Source organism: Pseudomonas sp. (assembly GCF_026224925.1).
Classification (GTDB): Bacteria; Pseudomonadota; Gammaproteobacteria; order Pseudomonadales; family Pseudomonadaceae; genus Aquipseudomonas.
In genome coordinates, this window is sequence record NZ_JAMFRV010000651.1 from 1 (window position 1) to 3,158 (window position 3,158).

General features: G+C 54.2%; 3 protein-coding genes and 1 pseudogene. 2 read left to right on the forward strand and 2 right to left on the reverse strand.

Features of this window, described 5'->3' with window-relative positions:
• Together M0974_RS27010 and M0974_RS27015 are read left to right on the forward strand one after the other, a co-directional pair.
• Positions 1–1,493, forward strand: a 1,493-nt coding sequence (locus M0974_RS27010) for a response regulator (RefSeq protein WP_297844384.1), incomplete at its 5' end; no start/stop codon positions are given.
• 117 nt (positions 1,494–1,610) lie between these two features.
• Complete coding sequence (locus tag M0974_RS27015; RefSeq protein ID WP_297844386.1) at positions 1,611–2,207, forward strand: MarC family protein; 597 nt, start codon at positions 1,611–1,613, stop codon at positions 2,205–2,207.
• Here the strand turns inward: M0974_RS27015 and M0974_RS27020 are convergent.
• The gene (locus M0974_RS27020; RefSeq protein ID WP_297844388.1) at positions 2,204–2,854 is read right to left on the reverse strand and encodes a hypothetical protein; all 651 of its coding nucleotides are present in this window, start codon (positions 2,852–2,854) and stop codon (positions 2,204–2,206) included. The two genes, M0974_RS27015 and M0974_RS27020, sit on opposite strands and share 4 nt — an antisense overlap.
• Positions 2,855–2,900: 46 nt before the next feature.
• Positions 2,901–3,158 (reverse strand): annotated as a pseudogene (locus M0974_RS27025) (hypothetical protein); the annotation flags it as partial.

Here is a 3,158-nt window from a genome sequence, read left to right on the forward strand (position 1 = left end):
AACAGCGCGACTACGTGCAGACCATTCACAGCGCTGGCAATGAGCTGCTGACGTTGATCAATGAAATTCTCGACATCACCAAACTTGAGTCTGGGCAAATCGAACTGGACGATGTGCAGTTCGACCTCAATGCATTGATCGAAGACTGCCTGAATATTTTTCGCGCCAAAGCAGAACAGCAGAACGTCGAGCTCATCAGTTTCATTCAGCCACAAGTACCCCGGGTGATCAGCGGCGATCCGACACGCCTGCGCCAAACCCTGCTCAGCCTGCTCGAAAATGCCATGAAGAAAACCGACGAAGGCGAAATCCTGTTGGTCGTCGCGCTGGATTCGCGCAGCGGCAAACCGCGTTTGCGCATTGCCGTGCAAGACAGCGGTGAACCCCTGGCGGCGCATGAACGCGACACGCTGTTGCATACCGAATTGCACAGCAAAAATTTCCTCGCCACCACCAAATTGGGCGGCAACCTGGGCCTAGTGATTGCGCGCCAACTTATCATGTTGATGCATGGCGAATTTGGCATTCAAAGTGGCGCCGCCCAAGGCAGTACGCTCTGGCTTACCTTGCCGTTGGATCCGGATCGACTGGAGCAACCGACCACCGATCTCGACGGCCCGCTCAAGGGCGCCAGGGTGTTGGTGGTTGACGACAATGACACCTGTCGCAAGGTACTGGTGCAGCAATGCAGCGCATGGGGTTTGAATGTCAGTGCCGTGCCGTCGGGTAAAGAAGCGTTGGCGTTACTGCGAACCAAAGCCCATTTGCGCGATTACTTCGATGTGGTGTTGCTCGACCAAAACATGCCGGGCATGACTGGCATGCAACTCGCAGCCAAGATCAAGGAAGACCCGAGCCTTAATCATGACATCTTGTTGATCATGCTCACTGGCATCAGCAATGCGCCCAGCAAGATTATTGCGCGTAATGCTGGAATCAAACGCATCCTGGCAAAACCGGTTGCGGGCTACACGCTCAAGACCACCTTGGCTGATGAACTCAACCAACGCAGTAAAGGCGTTGCACCAACCAGCACGCCATACGCGGTGAGCAATCCATTGATCAGCCCGATCAATGTGCCCGGTGGTTTCCGGATTCTGGTGGCCGAAGACAACAGTATTTCGACCAAAGTGATTCGCGGCATGCTCGGCAAACTCAACCTGCAACCCGATACCGCCAGCAATGGTGAGGAAGCGTTGCGCGCCATGAAAGCGCAGCGCTATGACCTGGTGCTGATGGACTGCGAAATGCCGATCCTTGATGGGTTCTCTGCGACCCAGCAGCTACGCGCCTGGGAAATGGCCAACAAACGCATCAGAACTCCCGTGGTGGCGTTGACCGCGCATATCTTGAGCGAACACAAAGAACGCGCGCGCCAAGCGGGCATGGATGGGCACATGGCCAAACCCGTGGAGCTGTCGCAGCTGCGCGAACTGATCGAGCACTGGGTGGCCAAGCAGGAACAAAACCAAGCGTTTTCCGAAACAAGTTAAACGCGCCCCTCTATTTGGGCGCCTCGGCCGCGCCTGAAATTGATATTCCTCAACGAGATAACAGCCCGCGCCTGATATGCTTCCTGTCATCCTTTCCCTGCCGCGCGAGCCCAAGCCATGCTTCACGTGTTGTTCAGCGTTTACCTGAAGATGTTGGTGCTCTACAGCCCGTTCTTCGTCCTGTCGTGCTTCATCAGCCTCACTCGCGGGTACTCCAGCAAGGAACGGCGTCGCCTGGCATGGAAAGTTGCGCTGGCAACGTTAATTTCCAGCGTGTTGCTGTACCTGTTCGGTCGAGTAATCTTTTCCGTATTCGGCATTACCGTCGACGCCTTCCGTATCGGTGCCGGCAGTGTGCTGTTCATCTCGGCGTTGGGCATGGCCCAAGGCAAATTAGCGGTACAAACTGACAACGTGCAGCAAGACGTCACCATCGTCCCGTTGACCATCCCGCTGACCGTCGGCCCCGGTACCATCGGCGCCTTGTTGGTCATGGGCGTCAGCCAGCCGCATTGGGACGACAAGCTCACCGCAATCCTCAGCATCGCCCTCGCCAGCTTGACCGTCGGCGTGGTCCTGTACCTGTCAAACCGCATTGAGAACATTCTGGGCGATCAAGGCTTACAGATTGTCAGCCGCTTGATGGGGCTGTTCGTTTGCGCACTAGCGGCGCAGATTATTTTTACCGGGATCAGAGGGTACTTGGTGCCCTAAATCTCAAGATCTTGGACGAAGCGGGATGAGTTCTGAATCAGCTTGTTGCGTATCTCATTACGGGACGGTGCATACCTATCACTACTGAAGGCATAAGCGCCGCCCACCAGGCGAAACACCAAGTCGCGAACACTGGTTTTCCAAAACCAACCTTCATCGACTACTTCAAGTGCGTTGACTTGCAATGCACACAGGAAAATCCTGATTTCCCCATCGGCGGTTCTCTCGCAAGGCACAATTTGAAAACTACCCACACGCCCCGCGCCGGTACCCCGCTGAAGAAACTCCCGAGCGTACTGATTGATTCGCATCGCGCTGAAAGAAGCCTGGACCATGCTGGCAAGCTCGGCCGAACCTTCTTTGCCGACAATGCTAAAGGTCAGTCGATCCAACTCGTGAGGGTCTGTAATCACTACAGGGTCCCTCACGATCAAACTTTTTAACGAACAGCCATGCCTGACCAGTCTGTTGCGGTAATAATCCAACCAGTTTTTCCAGAACAACCGTCGGTCATACGCCTGACTGGCAAAAAAATCAGCGTACAGTAACAAGTCCAACACATCCTCTTTCTCCTGGTTCGACATTCCGACTGAAAACGAGACCAGGTTATTACCCGCAATCGCCAAGCGTGTTTTCTTTCCAGGCATTACAGCGACTCCTCACCCTTGATCGATTACAATTTTATAGTTTTCATTAAATCTCGTAGTCTTCTACGGCGCTGATGGCGTTCGCCCCCAACTTCCTCATGATACTGTCACGCACGTGAGCGTATACACTTTGGTTGAATACTAGCGGCGCCTCTACCTGATGAATTGACACTGAGTCACTGTTCCACTCCCAGAACAAGACATTGGTGACACTCACCACTGACGAAAAGTCGACGTACCCTATAGCCATAGCAACTTCGCCGTCTTCTGACTCGACACAAGAGGCAATGTTGAAAGCGCCACC